This is a genomic window from Deltaproteobacteria bacterium HGW-Deltaproteobacteria-4 (assembly GCA_002841765.1).
Taxonomy (GTDB): domain Bacteria; phylum Desulfobacterota; class Desulfuromonadia; order Desulfuromonadales; family UBA2197; genus UBA2197.
The window spans coordinates 132,242-149,593 of the sequence record PHAV01000009.1 but is presented as its reverse complement, the minus strand read 5'-3'; the positions used below and the strand labels follow the sequence as shown (position 1 = coordinate 149,593).

The window sequence follows — 17,352 nt, the reverse complement described above, 5'->3', positions numbered from 1 at the left end:
ACTAGAAGTGATAAACGAAGCGCAGGTTGTAACGCTCGCCCTGCGGGCGATTGCGCGCCTCGGTTTCAATGTAGCCGTTGGCGAAGAGATGGGCATCCTGTGAAAAGTGCCAGACCAGGCCTGGACCGATAGCGAGGACGCGCTCATCGCGCGTAGAATCTTTCAGGCCGTTAACTTCACTGCTGGTGAACTGGTCGAGATAGTAACCGTTGACGCCGAGACGGAGTTGTTTCGGCAGCACTTCGTAAGCAGCAGCAAAGTTTGCGTGGAAAGCTTGTCCCGGCTTTAACGAATCGGTGGCGCCACTTGCGAGATCGTCATTCTTTCCGTTCAACAGGTAGTGCAGACGCCAGGAGGCGGTGACTTTCGGACCGAAAAAGGCGGTGGCCGACCAGTAAGGATTGAAGGACCAATGATTGCTTCCCTGGTTGAGGGCCTTGTTGCGGTCGTATTTGCCGGTCGGTAAAACCGTCTGCAGTTCGATGCGGTGCATGAAGCGCGGCCCGTTGGCACCCATGATCGGATCCCACTGCAGGTAGGGGCCGATGAGCAGGTCGCCGAGACCGGCGCCATTGTCACTGAGGAAACCAAAAGTATCATCAGAATCAAAGGCAACCAGCGGCAGCATGACATTGACCCCCCACTTGCCACCCAGCAGGAGCGGTTGATTGGATTGGTAGATGTACTGGGTCATGGCGACGGTAACGTTGACTTCAGATCCGGGGGGAGCGTTGCCCTTGAAGTCGTCGGAAGTATAATACTGCACATACTCGCTCAGGTAATGGCCGGGACCGGCGGGCGGGCCGCCATCAAGAAAACTGGTGAAGCCGAGGTTGACCGCCGGCAGATCGTAGGCGGCGACGGGGACGGCGCAGAGAGCGAGGCCGGCCAGAGCGGGAAGGAGAGAACGGACGAATCGGATCATTGGAACCTCCTGGACAGATAATATCGCCGCAGCGACAACGTGAATTTTGTGGATTTTGTACTGGCTAACAACAGAAGTCAATAATTCTGACGTGGTGCGCAGAAGGGCGCGAAAGCGGATTAAGCGTTGAGCGAGAGGCTGGCCGGGAATTTCTGGTCAGTTGCGGGCAACGCAATCAAGGCTTACCATCGGGATAGGAATCAGAAAAACTGGTGAACAGCCCTTTCGTCGTTTCGCCAAGGCCGAAGATGGCAGCTACACAGACAGCGGCAATTAACGATGCGAGGATGGCGTATTCTACTGACGTGGCCCCCGATTCATCACGGAAAAAACAGAGTATGGATGACGATTTCAGATTCATAAAGGTCCCCTTTCATGACGAATTTTTGAAAATGCCGACTGGTTAAGTTGTTGATGGCGTCTCTTTGGTGGCGCCCCGGATTTTGGTCCGGGGCGCCTGCACATTTGATAATCAACTTGCTTCCTGATGCGGTCAGGGCACTCGTTGTCAGGGGTGGTAAACCTTTACTTCCACTTTCCCTTTTTCAGCATAGAAAGTCAGTGTACCGGGTTCAGAAAATCCGGTCCCGCTGATAACGACCGTTGCGACAATTTGCCCATTTAGATTTGTTAGTGGGGAAGGGAGAGTGACATCGACATCGATCTCGCCAGCAGCAGCCCCGGTTGGCGGCACGAAAGTCCAGGTGACCGGAATGAACGGGACGGGGATGGTATCCCCTCCGTCGCGAACGGTCAAAACGATATCCTGGCTAGAACTGATCTGATCAGGAACGGCCTCGATGGTAAAGGGGGAGACCGGGGCAAAATAGTACCGCATATCCAGTGACGTTGTACTGTTATCTGACGAACTCGTTACGAGAATGACTTTGGCTGATCCCAACGGCGTAATTCTGGTATCAAGAGCAGGATCATCAAAAGCAGGCTTACTACCTGTCATAATCGTTTGGAGGTTGGCCGGATAAACCATCCAGAAGGGAACTAATCCCAGCTTAGTGAATCCCACACCAGTGCCGTACTCTTCGCAGTCATCATGAAGATTAGAAACCGGGCCATCACTCCAAACTCGACAACCGTTAATATGTGCGCCGAGTAAGGATGCCCCGACCCAATATTCGAGAGATGTCCGGGTTTCCTGGTAAAGTTTTGTCGTAGTGAGTGTGCCGTTTCTTGCCGATTCCACATAGTGACTCCGATCACTGATGCCGGTATTACTTATCAATACTCGATCGTTTGTCTGAATATTGCGGGCAAGGGCGTTGCGCACGATGCTGGCCGTTGAGAAGTTTGTTGCCGAGGTCAGGCCGGAGTTGGCTGCGGTCGTGGCACCATCAAACCCGTGGGCTATGACACTATCAATCAACCCAAAGTGAATTGCGGTCCCATCCGGCACAGCATTGCCGAAGCGATCGGTGACGATGGCCGAGCCTTTCATTTGATAAACGCCACTCCCACTATTTACAATGGCATTGGTGATCGGATGAGTGATGACGATGGTGTGGGGCGGGCCGGATGCAATAACGATTTGGGGAAGCCGGGCCTTGACTGGAGGATCAAAAGATGCGCCGCCGGCATCAAGGGCTTCGACTTCGACCTCGATGCTACCGGGCAAGTGGCCTGACTGCAGATTCAGGATGGCTTCGCCGCCAACGGTTTTTACGAACATCGTTGTTGAAGCGTCGTCGATCCTGTTAATTGTCGTGCCGTCCAGGTCGATGCCGGTGAGATACTCCCCACCCCAGGGATGAGATATCCAGGTGATTTTCAGATTGTTCGCGGTCAGATTGTAATCATTAATCGAGTTGCCTGCAGCGTCGAGGACACTCACAGAGATATTGGTATTTTCAGTCTTTCCAACCCCGGCAACAAAAATATGGGTAGCGCTGGCCGAGAGGGTGATATTGGCAGGCTCGCCAACGGTGCCCGAGCCCATGACCAGAGATCCGGTCAAACCGCTTAGATTATTAGTCGAGAGGGTGACAGTCTGCGGTGTGGTCGCCGAGGTAATGGTAAAGACAGCTCGACCCGAGGTCGTCGTTGCGGTGGGTTTTGTCAGTGTTCCGGCTGGTGCAATCAAGGTGACCGGGGTTCCGTCTGCCACCGGTGTGCTGTTCGCATCGAGTAGTGTGACGGTAATTGTGCTGGTCGTTGTACCGTCAGCGGGGATGGTTGACGGCGCCGCGACAATACTGCTCTTCGCTACAGCTGCGGGTCCGGGGGTAAAACTGATAAACTTTTCAGAGAAAGCGAGAGATGTTGCATCGGTGGCAGTGACATAAGAGACCGCCGGACGCTCTGTGGAGAAAAGAAAGACCTTGGCTACGCCACTTGCATCTGTTTTGACCGAGGTAGAGCCTAACTTCCCTTGCGAAGCCGTAAAGTTTACCGTCCGGTTCTGGACCCCATTGCCTTGCTCATCCTTCAAGGTTGCAATTAAATAGATCTTGTTGACATCACCGGGAGCAGCAACAACTGTGTTTGCTGTGGAGGAGAGTGTAAAGGCCTCGATTTGTGACGGGGTGTTGCTGCTGTTGGTCAGAGCAGGATTCGTCACGAAGTCATCATCCACCGACTCACTTTTCCCGCACCCTCCGACGACCAAAATCACTAAAACTAACAAACTCCAAAAACCCCATAGAAATTTTTTCATTACAGCCTCCGTGAGTTAGATTAATATTCGATATGGACCAAATTTCATCGTCACCGTAGGGGTTCTAACCCCGGCGCCGAACGTTTTTCGGTGGCAGCAACCCGCAGTTCTTGCAGGCGCTCCAGATTGGCGCCGGCACGGACGTAGTAGCGGGGGCTCAGTTCCAGCGCCTTGCGAAAAGCTTTTTCCGCCTCGTCCCAGCGGCTTTGCGTCATGTAGAGATAACCGATGTTGTTATGCGCTTCGGCTTCCCCCACTGTTTGCCGGAATATCTTCAGCGCCTTGTCCTTATCCCCCTTGAGGAGATAGGCCGTAGCGAGGTTGGCGAGTATCCGTGAATTTTTCGTGTCAAGAGCCAATGCCCCCGACAAGATCGTCACCGCCTCTTCTGCTCGTCCCTGCAGAAGATAATTAAATCCCAGATTATTACGGGCCGCCGCCAAGTCGGGGCTGAGTTCGAGAACCTTACGATAAAGCGGTTCGGCTTCAACCACCCTTTCCGGCATGCGATCGTAGGTCATCGCCAGCTCGGTCAGCGTCGTGGTGTTATTCGGTGCTTTTTGCAGAGCCTGTGTAAAGTCGGCAATGGCGCCTTCGAGTTGGCCAGAAGCGCTCAGGATGCGTCCACGCGCCGTAAGGGCTGGCACTGAGTCGGGCTCGACACTGAGGACTTCCTCGATTAGCGTTCGCGCACTGCTATAATTCCCGGCTGCCAGGGCGGCCTGGCCAAGTCCAAGACGTGCCGGTATGGACTGAGGTTCTTTAGTAAGCGCCGTGCTGAAATAGACCGCTGCCAGTTGGAAGTCGCCATTGGCGAGAGCCAGCTTGCCCCGCTGCAGAAGTTCTTCTACCGGCAGATTTTCCATACGCCGGCTTTCATCAGGAGAAAGTTGCGCTCCGCTCGACAAGGGAATATTGGCTCGAATCGGCGTCAACTGATTCTTCGCACAGCCGCTGAGGCCGAATGTGCAGACCGCAATGATCGACAGGGCGGCGATGGTAAGGAAACGGTTGCTGCAGAATATCGACATGTCCGGTTCTCCTTGCGCTTATTTTGCCAGCGCCGGTAACAACGCCTGGTAGATCCGGATGAAGGCCGGTCCGGCCAGAACGATCAAAAGGGATGGAAAGATGAAGAGGATCAGGGGGAAGACCAGTTTGACGGCTGTTTTCGCCGCCTGTTCTTCCGCCAGTTGACGACGTTTGATCCGCATTGCATCAGCGTGAATCCGCAACGCCTTGGCCAGGCTGGTCCCGAAGCGACTTGTCTGGGTCAGCATGGTCATCAAGCTGTGAACTTCGGCAACGTCGGTGCGTAGCGCCATCTCTTTGAAGCTTTCGTCCCGGGATCGCCCTGCCCGGATCTCCATATTGGTCAAGGCAAACTCGTCGCTGACGTCGGGACTGATGGCGCGCATCTCTTCTCCGACCCGTTTGAAGGTCATGTCAAGGCCGTAGCCCGATTCGACACAAACAACCATCAGGTCGAGAGCATCCGGGAGAGCCTTGGTGATGCGTTCCTGCCGGGCCCGAATATTGGCCCAAACGATAAAATCCGGAATGAAATATCCCAACACTGCCAACAAAACGCATGACAATATGACGTCCGGGGTCAGTTTGTAAAAAAAACGCGTCACGACGTAGAACGTCGGCAATGCCAAAACAAGAATAATCTTCGCGGCAACAAAATTGTAGAACGCCAGCTCCGAGCGAAACCCCGCCCGAATCAATTTGAGCCGCATTTTTTTACGGGTGCTCCCCTCTTTCGGGGCAATAATGTTGTGCAGCGGTCGGGTCAACTTGGCAATAGAACCCGTTTTTTCTGTCCTCAGCAACCCCTCCGCATTGGTGCTGGGTTGCGGCGGTAGCGGCTGATCCGGTAGAAGTCGTTCCAGTCTCTTCTGAATACGACCCTGACGGGTGAAGAAAACCGCCACGCCCAGAACGATGGCGGCCGTTGTGATAAAAATCAGGGCGAGGATAAGGACAACGTCGATATTGCCCAGTAGTTTGTAGTAATTGCGTAAAATGATATCCATACCGGCCTCCTGCCTAGATTTCGATGGCGACGATCCGCTTCATGACATATGCGCCGATGATTTGACTGACAATCCCGCCGATAAGGAGGATCAGGCCGACCCGTTCTGTCCACAGCATCGAAATGTAGTCGTAGTTGGCGAAATAGATGTAGAGAAACATGACAAACGGCAGGGAGATGAGAACCCACGCCGACAACCGGCCCTCGGCGGTCAGGGTCTGGACATGACGGCCGAACTGGACCCGTTCGCGAATCAGGCGGCTGATGCTGTCGAGGATCTCTGCAAGATTTCCCCCGGTCTCCCGCTGAATAGTGACGGCGACAACAAAGAAACGCAGATCGGGGCTGGGAACACGCTGACAGAGGTTGTCAAAGGCCTCCTTCACGGTCAGCCCGAGTTTGAGTTCATCGACGGTAATGGCGAATTCCCCCTTGATCGGATCGACACTCTCTTCGGCGACCATGTTGAGACCCGAAGTGAGTGCATGTCCTGAACGCAGCGCCCGTCCGAGTAAATCAAGGGCTTCGGGGAGTTGTTCCTGAAATTTGTCGTAATAGGAGCGTACCGCCATCCGCAACATGAAGAGCGGCGCCAGGCCCAGGAGCAATCCGAACAGAATGCCGCTGGAGATCCGGTGCAGTAAAGTATAGCCGAGGAGAAAACCAAGGAGAGTTAGAGAGAGGCTGGCGAGAATAAAGACGCTGGCATTGACCGACACTTTCGCTTTAACCAGCATGCGGTCCAGTGCCGAAATCCGCGGCAGCTTGAGCAACATCTGTTCAAAAGCGCCGACATCCTTTAACGCTGCATTGCGATACTGCGCCAGTTTCTCCTGGCCGTGCTTGCCGCCGGCAGACATGAAGAGGAGACGCTTCTTGACCGTCCGTTTTTCGGCGAATCTGCTTTCATTCAAGATGCCGTAAACAACGACAACCAGTAAGAAGACAAAGAGGAAAACCGAACACAGAATGAGAATAGTCAGAGAGTTCATGGGAGTCACCTTCGCTATTCGGAGGACTTGGTGTTGATAAAGAGGTCCTCGGGGACTTCAATGCCGGCCATTTCAAGTTTATCGGCAAATTTTGGCCTGATCCCTGTGGCCCGAAAACCACCGAGGACTTTGCCCTCCTTGTTGATGCCGCGTTTTTCGTAGACAAAGATATCCTGGAGAGTGACGACGTCCCCCTCGGTGCCGACCACTTCGCAGAGTGAGACCACTTTGCGGCTGCCGTCAGTGAAGCGGGAGACCTGAATAATCAGGTCGAGGGCCGAAGAGATCATGAAGCGCATCGCCTTCTCCGGCAGGTTGGCGCCGGTCATCAAGATCATCGACTCCAGGCGGGTCAGCGAATCACGCGGGGCATTGGCGTGGATGGTGGTGAGAGACCCTTCGTGGCCGGTGTTCATCGCCTGGAGCATGTCGAATGCTTCCGGGCCGCGAACTTCGCCGATGATAATGCGATCGGGCCGCATGCGCAGACTGTTGCGCACCAGGTCGCGTTGGGTGACGGTTCCGGTCCCTTCGATACTGGCCGTTCGGGTTTCCAGGCGGACGACATGCTCCTGCTGGAGTTGCAGCTCAGCCGAATCCTCAATGGTGATGATTCGTTCGTTGTTGGGGATAAAGGCCGACAAAACATTGAGCAGCGTCGTCTTGCCCGATCCGGTACCGCCGGAGATCATGATGTTGAGTTTGGCCTTGACGCATCCGGCCAGGAAGGTGGCAATCTCCGGGGTGATCGTTTTGCCGCTGACCAGATCCTCGATTTTGAGGGGGATAACCGCAAAGCGGCGAATGGAGAGGATCGGACCGTCCAGCGCCAGCGGCGGAATAATGGCGTTGACGCGAGAGCCGTCCGGCAGTCGGGCGTCGACCATCGGCATCGACTCATCGATACGGCGGCCGACCCGCGAGATGATGCGATCGATAATGTTGCGGAGATGGGCATTGTCGGCAAAGCGCCCTTTGGTCTTGTAGAGCAGGCCGCGCCGCTCGACATAGATATTTTTGTAGGTATTGACCAGCACGTCGGAGACCGTCGGATCTTTGAAGAAGGGCTCCAGCGGGCCGAGGCCGATCAGTTCGTCGCGAATTTCTTCAACCAGAGCCCGGGTTTCGTCGGCGTTGAAGAGGATTTTTTCTTCGTAAAGGTAAGCATTGACGACGCTGGCGACGGATGCCTGTATCTCGGCCGTTGACATCGTGTCGAGAGCGGCGAGGTTGGCTTCCTCGATCAACCGGTTGTGAATCTTTTGTTTAATTTGATAAAACGAATCATCCCGCAATCCTCCGGCGGTGGAGGGGTCGGCAGGAGGAAGAGATGCGACCTCGGAGAGACCTCTGCTGCTATCGAGAAAACTGGCATTTTTTAGCAGATCTTTCAGTGACACGGTAGCCTCCTAAATCGCTTTGCCGAAGGCCCCCCGAATACCGCGATAGCTGGCATCGGCTCGGGGGTTGCCGAGTTTTTCGGCGAATTCGATGATGTTTTTTGCAAATGGCGCCCCCGGTTGTTTTTCAACGATCGGTTCGCCCTGATTAATAGATGAAACAATGTCTACGAAATCATTAGGGAAGAGCCAGTAAATGGTTTTTCTCAAAGTCTTTTCCACTTCTTCGATCGAAAGAGCGCCGCTTTTGTGGTAACGGTTCACCACCACTTCGATCCTTTTCTGTTCAATCCCCAGCTTGGCGATCAGTTTACAGAGACGGGCAGCGTTGCGCACAGCGGGGACGGAGAGGTCGGTCACGACAAAGATCTTGTCCGAGAGATGGAAGACCTCCATGGTCCGGTCAGCGACCCACATTGAGGCGCAGTCGACCAGGACCACATCGAATAACTGCCGGGAAAGTTCGAGGATGCGGGCAATCTGTTCGGGGCTCACTTCAGCGCTGTCTTCCGGGTCGCCGGGGGCAGGAAGAAAAGCAAGACCGCTACGGTGCTGGCTCATTGCGCCCCGCAAAAAAGAAGCATCGAGCCGGTGAAAATTGCGGCTCAAATCGGTAATCGTCGTTGCAGGAATAAGGTCGAGAAGTACCGATGCATCCCCCGATTGCAGGCTCATGTCGCACAGCGCCACCTTCGCTGCGCGGTTGCGTGCGAGAGTGACGGCTGTATTAACGGTAATAACCGTCGTCCCCAATCCCCCTTTGCTGCTGATAAAACTGTAAACTGTGCCCTTGGCGGCATTTTCGGAAATGGCAAGACGGACTCGAACCTCTTCGATGGCATTGGTCAGGGTTTGAGAATTGACCGGACTAACCAAAAACTGGGAAGCCCCGGCTCGCATCATCGCGACGATATGTTCCGGCCTGGTATCTGTTGAGACGACAAAGATTGCCGCCAAAGGAAAGGCCTGGTGCAATTTGCTGATCCGTTCGGTCGTCTCCCTTTGGTCATCGATGATGATGACGGCTGGTGTTCCTTTGACCGCCAGGGACCCTTTTTCTCCAGTGCCGGCAAACCACTGGACGGTTTCGACGCCGGATAAATTTTTAAGCGCTTCAACCAGAGTCTTGACGCACCCGGCATCAGCGATTTCGATAGCAACAATGATCTTGTTTGTCATAAGAAAAAAATACCTCTTTGAGACGAGTTATTCGACCAGGTAGATACGGATCAGGCTGGCATTGGTCTCTTCACCATCAGCAGTGGGAAGCAGAGCTAGACCTTCGATACTTGCCGGCGGGTTGGCTGTGAGCGCTTCCAGCAGCCCGCCGGGAGCAGCAGGGTCGAAATTCGACAGATTACAACCTTCGGCGCCGACATTAACAAATTTGCTCCCACAGTCGTATTTGTTTGAAGTTGCCCACGCCCGCGTTAACAGGAATTTTGCCATACCAACATACGAGGCCGTTCCGATCGCTTTCCAGTCATCACATGCACCAATAAAGATCACTGGCGTCTTCAAAATCACGGCTTGCTGACCAGCAGGAAGGGCGTCATCTTCGTGACAATTTAGATCGGTGCCATCCGATACACTTTCATTGTCGATAAAAGTAGGGATGACATTTCCGATAACGCCATTATTGACCTGGACTTGCGGATAGCCGGCCTGCTTGAGAATTTTCATATAATCCGGTTTGTAGGTATTTCCTTGTTTGACGACCATCTTTCCGCCCGCATTGGCGAAGCGGTCGTCGCCAAAGGGTCGGTCAATACCGTCATATAATTTTATCAACCGATCTTTATAGTCCGCGGGACTCTCCGCGATCCCCTGCAATAGGATTCCATCCTGACTCCAGATGCGAACAAAATGATCGTCTGTTTTAAAATCACCGTCATTATTCAGATTATACCAACGCGGCAGAGCACCGTTCGCGGCATAAGCGGTCAAAGGATCGAAAGCCGGAATAACGGCAGGGGTTGAGCCTATCGATAGCGGACTCTCCCAATCTAGCGGCTTCGGGAATTCGTCGGGACGGGCGATATCCTTGCCGGCAATGCGCCCCAGACCGCAGCCAATAGAATAACCCACTGGATTGCAGCCGCTGCCGGGGGTGGCGACATCGGTATTTTCTATGCCCGAATTATCAAGATCCCGGCCGTAAATGACGCGGTTAAATTTGTCGCGCCCTTCAGTCGAATTCATATAAGAATTGATTTCGGTGGCACTGGCATTGAAAGTCAACGAAGTCCAGGCGCCGTCATCATTCCCGTCGCTATTGAAATCGAAATTGCGGATACCACAAATCGTCATATCGCGCAGGGTCCCTGGCGGTACTTCGGTTGGGTCGGTCGGGATGCAACTGACCACTGCCAATGGAATTGCCGGATTAATCGTTTGAGCGACGGCGATAGCATCGGCGATGACGACTGAGTCGTCTATCGGAAAGAAAAAGAAATGAGGCACGTTGAGGGTAGCTTTGACATAGACGGCGTTGACCGGCGTCCCCCCGGGGAACCAGCGTTGTCCTTGGATAATCTCAGGATTCCACCAGCCGGTCACCACTTCAGTCTTTACATCGGCATTGTTGACCTGTTTGTCGATCCCATTGGCAAGTACCATAGCCAAAGCAGTTGCTTCGACGGTCCCGCCAGGGAGTTCCTGAGCTCCAGCCAGGGCGGCGGCGTCAACGGCGCGCTGCAATTCGATCTTGACGTTGTGGATATGACCGATATCGACCACCAGCGCCACACAGAAGAAGATCAAAAAGAGCATGACCGCGACCAGAACTACGACGGACCCGCGCTCATTGGATAGACTCATAGCCGTACCTCGTCAGACGTACTTAAATAAAAGTTGGTAGGGGCGGGTCTTGTGCCCGCCCGATTTGGTCGCAAAATTCAAAAGCGGGCGACCACAAGGGTCGCCCCTACCATCGCGTTACATGCCGGTGAGATCGAGATTGAAGACCTCTTGTTTTTCTGATTTTTCACCGAAGGACTGGTTATAGACTTTCATTATCTGTTCGGCGGGAATCCCGCCAAGACCTGCCGGAGTTGTTCCGGCATAACGATAATCCGGAAAGGCGATCTGGCTTTCCCAGGTCTTTGCCTGCGCCTGGCCGAAATCAGCGTCGATACGGGGTGCATCGTAAAAGAGAGCGCAACCGGAGAGGAGCATGGCCGCAGCGATGATAACGATAGATGATTTCATGAGATTCTCCCGAGCATAGAGGTTGTTACTGTACCGCCGGCGCTTCCTGACCGAAGGACCCTTCCATCCCCCCGGGTTGCGGTGTCGCCGCACTCGGGGTGAACGCATGACGACTGAGCAGAGAAGGATCGTCGTGCGACCAGTTGTTTTCCAGTTTGCCCATCAGATAGAATTCGAGGGCATTGGGTGGACGGAGATACTCACCGGGGAACGACAGCTCGCCCTCCTGAACCGGTTTGACCAGGTGCGGGGTCACCGCGATCAGCAGATCGGTTTTGTGGTGCTGAAAACCGCTGCTTCGGAAGAGAGCCCCAAGAATGGGAATATCCCCCAATCCTGGAATTTTACTAACATTCTCGCGCAGCGAATCTTGCAACAGCCCCGCCAGTGCGAGAGTTTGGCCATCCTGTAACTGCACGGTGGTTTCAAGCTTGCGGGTGGAGAGGTTGGGAACAATAAAGCCCCCAGCGATGCCGGTAGTGATGAAGTTGTTGGAGGTGATCTCGCTAACACTGGGCGCAACATGCAGGGTTATCTTGCCATTGCTGAGGACGATCGGGGTAAAACGCAAGCCGACGCCGAACTCTTTGAACTCAATGGTGGTTTCGCCATTGCCCTGGGGCACCGGAATCGGAAATTCACCGCCGGCCAAAAAGCTTGCTTCCTGGCCACTGAGGGTAATAAGGCGGGGCTCAGCGAGAACCCTGGCCAGACCTTCTCCCTCAAGCAGGTTCAGGGATGCCGTCAGGTTCTTGATGTTGAGAAAAATATTGGCGGCATTACCGGCAAAGTTGAGCAACACGCTGCCGGTCAGATTACCAACCGGATTCGGGATGCCGCCGCCGTTCTGTCCGAGGTTGCCGATATCGTATTGCGGCGAGCCATCCGTATTGAACCCTTTAATGAATTTTCCGCTCATGGGATTGACCCCGGCGCTGATATTCAGGTTTTTACTCTGATTAATCAGACCGAGGGCTGCCTGCCAGTCCCGGCTGGAGGTGCGGTCAACTTCGGCAAACTTGACCTCGAGCATGACCTGCTGCACAGCGCCGACTCTGAGGAGATTGGTAATTCCCGCGCCGGAGAGTGCAGCTCCGCCTTTTACGCCCTTTTCGCCGCCTTCGGCTTTTTTGGGCAGAAAGTTTTGCGTCAGGCGGATGATCTCTTCGACGACTTCCGGTCCCGAGACCGTGCCGGAAAGAACAACTCCGGTTTCAGAGGCATAAACGTCGACCTGCTGATTCGGATAAAGCTCGTAAAGTTTTTGCTTCAGCGTCGTCAGATCGAGGAGAACGACGACATCGATCTTGATCGGATCTTCCAGATCCTTTTCCCAGATCATCAGACTGGTCGAGCCAAAGTCCTTGCCGAGAACATAAAAGGTCTTCGGCGAGACGATTTGCACGTCGACAATCTTGTCGTCGATGGCGGAGATCCGTTTTAGCCGGGGCTCCCTGATCTCCGGCCAGTAGTCGGAGGTATCCTTGAGCTCCGACCCCCCGGCCTTAAGGACGATTTGGCGATTAGCGGCAGCGGCAGCGGCGTTGTCGCTGGTGAAATCGACCAGCGCCACAACCATGATCAGCACTATGAACCAACCATTCAATTTCATTGGAGCCTCCCTCAACTAAAGTCGTTCATCCGAATTGACACTCTTGAACTTGATTTTTTCAGGATCTTTCGATCCCTTGATCACCTCAACGGAATAGCTCGCCGGCCCTGATGGTTTCGGGGCGACCGGGGCTGACTCAACGACTTTGGGCTGCGGTTTTGCTTTCGCAACTCTCGGGCGGTTGGCGACCACGGGAGCGGCTTCAGGCGGCTCATCACCTAATTTTTCCAGCGGATTACGCAAGATCAGGTGGATACTGCCGAGAATGGAATGGAGTGCCAGAGTTTCAGCCTCTTTGGGCAACAGTTCAAGGGTAACCGACTTGACGATCTTGGCCTTGCCCTTATCCGTGGTCGTCTCTTGCGCGATGGCCAGCACCTTGATCTTTTTGAGGATGGTCTTGGCTTCACGCGTCTCCCGGTTCGACTTGTTGTTGACCGAGATGACGTCGACATAGGTGTTGGGGAGGATAAAGCCGGCCACACCGCTGACCTCGTCGACTTTGATTGACATGGCCCGTCGTCCCGGCGGGATCAACGCCACCAGACCGGCTCCGGAGCCCGGCTCGGCCAGTTCTGCCGCTTGCAGCGGTCCCCCGGCCGGCAGTCTGGTCACGGCGATTCGGCCGGCCACGGCTTCGATGTTGTCGAAGGCGCCCTTGGGGACATTGCTCTGCGGCCAGTCGGCCAGGGTGAGATTGTCCGCGCCCAAAAGGGTACCGATTTCAAGGTCCTGGGCGGCGATAACAATCCGGGTCATCGGAACAGTATCCTTGACTGCTTGACCATCCGCTGCCTGGGCCTGTAACCATTGGCTGGTGAGCCAGACCGCCAGGGCGCCGCACACCACCGCCAGTCCGAGGGCGATAAAAGTGCTGTATTTTTTCATTGCCAACCTCCTTTGCTGCTTTATGTCTGCTGATGCATGAATATGGGAAGGGAATGCGCTGCAGCCGGATCAAGGCTCGTCCGCATTCTCGTAATTGCCGGAAGCCGAATAAGTAATAGTAGTAGGGTACTGATAGCCAGGTACCAGGCCGGATAAAAGGGGCGGAAAGAAGTTAGGAACCATCACTGTCACAGTCAGGGTCTTGGTGCCGTCAGAATTAATGATGCGTTCAGGGGTGACAGTGACAGTCTCTGTAGCAATGTCATTTTTGTAGAGAGTGCAGAGGTAACCCCCGTTGTCACATTCGGTCAGTTGATTGAACACTGTAACCCCTCGGTCAACCCGATTAGAGGTGGGGCATGATGTGGTCCCGTATTTAGCAAAACAGTTGTAATTTTGCGCTCGCACACCGATGCGCACCCCTTCGCGGGCGGCATTGGCAACAAAGTGATTTTGTAAAAAGGTGAAGCTGAATTCCATAATGCCAAAGAGGATGAGCAGCAGCAAAAGGACGACCACGGCGAATTCAATCACCACGGCGCCGCGCTGGTTCAAGTGAAGGTTATGGTGAAGCAGCCGTCTGGACATAAGAGCTCTCACCGCGAGGTTGCTGCTAGTTATTGGAAATGGGGAAGACCGCGCTATCGGTCAACTGCTCGAATTTGCTGTATTCTTTGTCAGATGTGGGGAGCAGGGACAAAAATTGCCACAACACCGGGGTCCAGATCTTGTCGGAATTGATGGTCACGCTGACCTTGAGCGCCTGTTGCGTCCCGACAGTGACCAGTTGCGGGGTGTCAATCTTGTTGATAATTTCAGCGACTTGGTCGGGCTTGGGGTAAAACTGGGTCAGAGAAGAATTGATCGAGGCATCGACGGCGGCCTTCACTTCGACCGGGTTGGTAATAGCGCCGCTGTCATAGGTGGCAATGCGCGCCCCGGCCCTTGCCCCTTCGCGGGTCGCCTGGCTGAGGTAGTGCGATTGTGCCCAGATAAAGCCAAAGTCGATGATACCGAAAAGGAGGGGCATCAGCAGAAAGAGGAGAATGGCAAATTCGATGACAGCCGCACCCTTCTCATTGTGTCGCAGCGATTTCATAACACCCCTCCCCAGAAGTGGTAGACAAAAAAGCCGAAGCATAATGCCGCGGCATAGGGGAAGCGTTCTTTCGCAGCGGCGCCTTGTGGTCTGAGTGCACTCCAGTTGCCGGTCCCGAGAAAAGTGCGCAGGGGGTTGGAGTGCGATGCCATCGCAGCCTGAGAAGTGAAATAATGCAGCAGCGCCAGTCCGCCGCCTATCAGGCCGGTGTAAAGGAACATCTGGAAGATTGCCGATGGACCGAGCAGGGCTCCGAGGGCCGCCAGCGCTTTGACGTCTCCCCCTCCCATTCCGCCGAGGAGGTAGGGGATCAGCAGCAGGGCACCGCCGAGGAGGAGGCCGAACAGAGACATACCGATTGCGCCCGCGCCGCCGTTCAAACCGTGGTAAAGGAGCGCGCTCAAGATCAGGGAGAGATTGAGGGGATTGGGAATTTCACCGAGAAAGGTATCGGTGGCACAGCACAGGAATAAAAAAGCGGAGGCGAAGAGGAGCGGGAGGGTTGCCCCGGGGCGGAGTTGACCAAGCGCTAGCGCCATAGCGGTCAATCCGGTCAGATACCGGACATCGATCGCACGCTTGTACGCGGTTGTTGTCATTCCACCATATCCCGACATGCCTTTCTTCGCCTCCATCAAATATTTAGTTTTCCTGTTAAACAGGATGTTGGAACTCTTATTGTCCTTTACTGTCAATTTTCGTATTCACACCCTCAAACGTTGTCTTGACCTTGTCCCCCAGGGTGAATACAGCGAGAATAATGACCGCGGCGATCGCCGCAACCATTAACCCATACTCAACCGCGGTTGCCCCTTCCTCATCCTTGAGGAAATTCTTGATTTGTTTCCATGCTGTGGTTTTCATGATCTGCCTCCTTCTGGGTTGTTGGATGGAGTCCCTCCATCGATATTCGGGAAAACACATTGAATTCCCGTAGTGAGTAGAAGTAAAGTTTAGGGTTTCATTATTCCTTGATGCTGCCAAAATTTCCGATGACGTCTGCAGTCGCCCCAAAAATCAGATCACTGTGACCCTGCAAGGCAACGATCACCGCAATCACTCCCAGAACCACGAAGACCAATATCACGGCGTAGTCAACCGCCGCAGAGCCCTGTTGATTCTTCACGGAAGAGAAGGATGCGAGCTTTGTCCTTCTGCGATTTTCGCCTGAAACGAGGTTGCACATAATCTAAACACTCATAGAAAAATCAGGGTTACTTGGGAGTGACTCAAAAATGTCTCTAAGGTAACAAAAATTCTATACAGAAAATTTCAAACGACAATGAAACTTTAGTTTGAATTTATATGGAAAATGTTTGAAAAATTTAAGTTAAGTTTGACAATTTTGTCTACGCCAGAAATTGCAACCCTACCTTGAATTGATCAGCAACCTGTCGTATCCACTTCACCTCGCTGAGGATAGGAAGAGTCACTTTCATGTCGTTGACGGAAAGATGCAGTTTCAGCACATCACCTTCGCACAGGGCCGTGCTATCTGTGGTTATGCCCATTCCCCCGGAGCTGATATCCACGCATGTGCCGTAGATATTGACTGAGCGGATCTGCCCCTGCTTTGGCCCAACCAACTCCAGGCAAACCGGCTGATTTATGGCGTTGCGCAGGTTGCACCGGGTCGGGGTCGTCGCGGCCAGATTATCCATCACGGTTCTTCTCCTTTTGTTGCCGACTCTGTAGCGATAGGTTTGAACTGAACGTGAAATCTATTACCTGAAAAAAAATACCTTAAAGTTTGTTCATTTGTTATTCATTATAGAAACTATTCTGTAGTTGCCAATTACCCAAAAGTGGTGTTTTGAAAAAAATGTTACTTTTTCATGGTTTGTAATATATATTTTTACTCATGAACACTTTGGCCGAAATCGTCAAACGCCGCACCTCTCCGGGGGTTCTGGTTTTCGACATGGGGGGGCGCCTCCTCTACTCGAACCAGGATGCCTTGGAGATGATCGCGGCTTTTAGAGAAAACGATCTGGCGGAAGCCGGCAGCGAGTTCGTTTTGCCTGCCGAAATAACCATCCTGTGCCAAGAGGCAATCCGAGAAATCACAACGCCGGAGTGCAACAACAGCGGCCAATTGCCGCATGCAGTTCTGGTCAGTGAAGCGGGGCCGGCTTTCTCTCTCAGGGCACTTGTGATGGGAAATCATGACAAAGGACGAATCCCGACCCATGTCATGGTCCTCCTGGAAAGGATCATCGAAAAGCATGAGGTGGATTTCAACAAAGCGGAAAAGGACTTTTATCTATCGAGGCGGGAGACAGATGTTTTGAGATTGATCTGTCAAGGGAATACAAACAGGGAAATTGCAACAAACCTGTTCGTCTGTGAGGATACGGTTAAAGGTCATATAAAGAAGATCATGCAGAAGATGGCGGTCAACTCCAGAAGCGAGATTATCGTCGCGCTGAAATAGAAAACCTTTAAAGATAAGCAAAACAATCACAAAAGGACCGGCCCCTTTTTAACAAGGAAGCCCGTCCTTTTTGTTATGAGGAGACA

The 17,352-nt window shown here is 53.5% G+C and carries 18 protein-coding genes; 1 reads left to right on the top strand and 17 read right to left on the bottom strand.

Translation table 11 applies throughout. The features are described 5' to 3' along the window. Nucleotide 1: 1 nt before the first annotated feature. The 17 genes from CVU69_07945 to CVU69_07865 all read right to left on the bottom strand — a co-directional run bounded on the left by CVU69_07945 (nt 2) and on the right by CVU69_07865 (nt 16,493). Entirely contained in the window at nt 2-925 is a 924-nt protein-coding gene (locus CVU69_07945; protein PKN12405.1) for a phenol degradation protein meta, read from the bottom strand. A 175-nt stretch (nt 926-1,100) separates the two neighbouring features. Next, entirely contained in the window at nt 1,101-1,286 is a 186-nt protein-coding gene (locus CVU69_07940; protein ID PKN12404.1) for a Flp family type IVb pilin, read from the bottom strand. A 147-nt stretch (nt 1,287-1,433) separates the two neighbouring features. Next, nucleotides 1,434-3,593 carry a hypothetical protein gene (locus CVU69_07935; GenBank protein PKN12403.1) on the bottom strand — a complete coding sequence of 720 codons (2,160 nt, stop codon included), beginning with the start codon at nt 3,591-3,593 and terminating at the stop codon, nt 1,434-1,436. 50 nt (nt 3,594-3,643) lie between these two features. Next, entirely contained in the window at nt 3,644-4,624 is a 981-nt protein-coding gene (locus CVU69_07930; GenBank protein ID PKN12402.1) for a hypothetical protein, read from the bottom strand. A gap of 18 nt (nt 4,625-4,642) precedes the next feature. Further along, nucleotides 4,643-5,632, bottom strand: coding sequence for a type II secretion system protein (locus CVU69_07925; protein PKN12401.1), 990 nt, complete (start codon nt 5,630-5,632; stop codon nt 4,643-4,645). Between the two features lie 13 nt (nt 5,633-5,645). Further along, nucleotides 5,646-6,623: a type II secretion protein F gene (locus tag CVU69_07920; GenBank protein ID PKN12400.1), complete on the bottom strand. Its 978-nt coding sequence runs from the start codon at nt 6,621-6,623 to the stop codon at nt 5,646-5,648. Nucleotides 6,624-6,637: 14 nt separating this feature from the next. Continuing rightward, complete coding sequence (locus tag CVU69_07915) at nt 6,638-7,834, bottom strand: pilus assembly protein CpaF (protein PKN12454.1); 1,197 nt, start codon at nt 7,832-7,834, stop codon at nt 6,638-6,640. A 198-nt stretch (nt 7,835-8,032) separates the two neighbouring features. Further along, nucleotides 8,033-9,202 carry a hypothetical protein gene (locus CVU69_07910; protein PKN12399.1) on the bottom strand — a complete coding sequence of 390 codons (1,170 nt, stop codon included), beginning with the start codon at nt 9,200-9,202 and terminating at the stop codon, nt 8,033-8,035. Between the two features lie 27 nt (nt 9,203-9,229). Further along, entirely contained in the window at nt 9,230-10,843 is a 1,614-nt protein-coding gene (locus CVU69_07905; protein PKN12398.1) for a hypothetical protein, read from the bottom strand. A gap of 117 nt (nt 10,844-10,960) precedes the next feature. Continuing rightward, on the bottom strand, nt 10,961-11,233 hold the full coding sequence (locus tag CVU69_07900) for a hypothetical protein (protein PKN12397.1): 273 nt from the start codon (nt 11,231-11,233) through the stop codon (nt 10,961-10,963). A gap of 25 nt (nt 11,234-11,258) precedes the next feature. After that, nucleotides 11,259-12,845, bottom strand: coding sequence for a pilus assembly protein CpaC (locus tag CVU69_07895; GenBank protein ID PKN12396.1), 1,587 nt, complete (start codon nt 12,843-12,845; stop codon nt 11,259-11,261). A 15-nt stretch (nt 12,846-12,860) separates the two neighbouring features. Further along, complete coding sequence (gene cpaB / locus CVU69_07890; GenBank protein ID PKN12395.1) at nt 12,861-13,733, bottom strand: Flp pilus assembly protein CpaB; 873 nt, start codon at nt 13,731-13,733, stop codon at nt 12,861-12,863. A 69-nt stretch (nt 13,734-13,802) separates the two neighbouring features. Next, nucleotides 13,803-14,321 carry a hypothetical protein gene (locus tag CVU69_07885; protein ID PKN12394.1) on the bottom strand — a complete coding sequence of 173 codons (519 nt, stop codon included), beginning with the start codon at nt 14,319-14,321 and terminating at the stop codon, nt 13,803-13,805. A 25-nt stretch (nt 14,322-14,346) separates the two neighbouring features. Beyond that, nucleotides 14,347-14,874, bottom strand: coding sequence for a hypothetical protein (locus CVU69_07880; GenBank protein PKN12393.1), 528 nt, complete (start codon nt 14,872-14,874; stop codon nt 14,347-14,349). Further along, on the bottom strand, nt 14,829-15,371 hold the full coding sequence (locus tag CVU69_07875) for a peptidase A24 (protein ID PKN12453.1): 543 nt from the start codon (nt 15,369-15,371) through the stop codon (nt 14,829-14,831). Before CVU69_07875 ends, CVU69_07880 begins: the two co-directional genes overlap by 46 nt. Nucleotides 15,372-15,507: 136 nt before the next feature. Beyond that, nucleotides 15,508-15,696 (bottom strand): Flp family type IVb pilin, encoded by a 189-nt coding sequence (locus CVU69_07870; protein ID PKN12392.1) that lies wholly within the window; start codon nt 15,694-15,696, stop codon nt 15,508-15,510. 485 nt (nt 15,697-16,181) lie between these two features. Beyond that, the gene (locus tag CVU69_07865; protein PKN12391.1) at nt 16,182-16,493 is read right to left on the bottom strand and encodes a hypothetical protein; all 312 of its coding nucleotides are present in this window, start codon (nt 16,491-16,493) and stop codon (nt 16,182-16,184) included. 200 nt (nt 16,494-16,693) lie between these two features. Between CVU69_07865 and CVU69_07860 the strand changes: the two genes are divergently transcribed. Further along, a complete protein-coding gene (locus CVU69_07860; GenBank protein PKN12390.1) occupies nt 16,694-17,266 on the top strand; it encodes a hypothetical protein in 573 nt (190 codons plus the stop codon). Nucleotides 17,267-17,352: the final 86 nt, after the last annotated feature.

Bases quoted from the DNA above. Each gene is read 5' to 3' on its own strand.
- CVU69_07940 (PKN12404.1), bottom strand. From the start codon at position 1,286: ATGAATCTGAAATCGTCATCCATACTCTGTTTTTTCCGTGATGAATCG.
- CVU69_07870 (PKN12392.1), bottom strand. From the start codon at position 15,696: ATGAAAACCACAGCATGGAAACAAATCAAGAATTTCCTCAAGGATGAG.
- CVU69_07860 (PKN12390.1), top strand. From the start codon at position 16,694: ATGAACACTTTGGCCGAAATCGTCAAACGCCGCACCTCTCCGGGGGTT.
- CVU69_07945 (PKN12405.1), bottom strand. From the start codon at position 925: ATGATCCGATTCGTCCGTTCTCTCCTTCCCGCTCTGGCCGGCCTCGCT.
- CVU69_07910 (PKN12399.1), bottom strand. From the start codon at position 9,202: ATGACAAACAAGATCATTGTTGCTATCGAAATCGCTGATGCCGGGTGC.
- CVU69_07900 (PKN12397.1), bottom strand. From the start codon at position 11,233: ATGAAATCATCTATCGTTATCATCGCTGCGGCCATGCTCCTCTCCGGT.
- CVU69_07930 (PKN12402.1), bottom strand. From the start codon at position 4,624: ATGTCGATATTCTGCAGCAACCGTTTCCTTACCATCGCCGCCCTGTCG.
- CVU69_07905 (PKN12398.1), bottom strand. From the start codon at position 10,843: ATGAGTCTATCCAATGAGCGCGGGTCCGTCGTAGTTCTGGTCGCGGTC.
- CVU69_07885 (PKN12394.1), bottom strand. From the start codon at position 14,321: ATGTCCAGACGGCTGCTTCACCATAACCTTCACTTGAACCAGCGCGGC.
- CVU69_07915 (PKN12454.1), bottom strand. From the start codon at position 7,834: ATGTCAACGGCCGAGATACAGGCATCCGTCGCCAGCGTCGTCAATGCT.
- cpaB (PKN12395.1), bottom strand. From the start codon at position 13,733: ATGAAAAAATACAGCACTTTTATCGCCCTCGGACTGGCGGTGGTGTGC.
- CVU69_07895 (PKN12396.1), bottom strand. From the start codon at position 12,845: ATGAAATTGAATGGTTGGTTCATAGTGCTGATCATGGTTGTGGCGCTG.
- CVU69_07865 (PKN12391.1), bottom strand. From the start codon at position 16,493: ATGGATAATCTGGCCGCGACGACCCCGACCCGGTGCAACCTGCGCAAC.
- CVU69_07925 (PKN12401.1), bottom strand. From the start codon at position 5,632: ATGGATATCATTTTACGCAATTACTACAAACTACTGGGCAATATCGAC.
- CVU69_07875 (PKN12453.1), bottom strand. From the start codon at position 15,371: ATGGCGCTAGCGCTTGGTCAACTCCGCCCCGGGGCAACCCTCCCGCTC.
- CVU69_07920 (PKN12400.1), bottom strand. From the start codon at position 6,623: ATGAACTCTCTGACTATTCTCATTCTGTGTTCGGTTTTCCTCTTTGTC.
- CVU69_07880 (PKN12393.1), bottom strand. From the start codon at position 14,874: ATGCTTCGGCTTTTTTGTCTACCACTTCTGGGGAGGGGTGTTATGAAA.
- CVU69_07935 (PKN12403.1), bottom strand. From the start codon at position 3,593: ATGAAAAAATTTCTATGGGGTTTTTGGAGTTTGTTAGTTTTAGTGATT.